The organism is Bradyrhizobium sp. NBAIM08, from assembly GCF_020193935.1.
GTDB classification, from domain to species: domain Bacteria; phylum Pseudomonadota; class Alphaproteobacteria; order Rhizobiales; family Xanthobacteraceae; genus Bradyrhizobium; species Bradyrhizobium yuanmingense.
In genome coordinates, this window is sequence record NZ_JADYVR010000595.1 from 1 (window position 1) to 428 (window position 428).

General features: G+C 64.3%; 1 protein-coding gene. It reads left to right on the plus strand.

What is annotated here, in order from left to right; genetic code table 11:
- Positions 1-201: 201 nt before the first annotated feature.
- A partial coding sequence (locus I6F37_RS41130) for an NAD-dependent epimerase/dehydratase family protein (protein WP_225154542.1) occupies positions 202-428 on the plus strand: 227 nt, incomplete at its 3' end.

Consider the following 428-nt stretch of genomic DNA (forward strand, 5'->3'; position numbering starts at 1 on the left):
GTCGCCGTGGCGAGCGAGTCACTGTAAACGGCCTGCGCCGACATGGTCAAGTTGGCCGGGATTCGAGGAACTTCGCTCAACGGATCCGCGGCCAGCGGCGACAACTTGACATGCCGTTTGGACGCTGACCATGCTTGGCGGATCAAGCGTTCGCCTGGAGCGCCTGGTTTCTGCACCCGAAAAGTTGCGACGGCTCCCTCCATGACGCGTGCGTTGATCACTGGCGCAAGCGGGTTCGTGGGGTCCAACCTGGCGCGTCGCCTGTGCGCCGATCACTGGCAGGTGCGATGCCTCGTGCGGGCCAGTTCGCGCACCGATCAGTTGGCGGGCCTCGACGTGCAATTGGTGCAAGGCCGCCTGGACGATCCGGCTAGTCTGCATGCTGCGAGCGAAGGCGTCGACGTGGTGTTTCATCTGGCTGGTCGCAC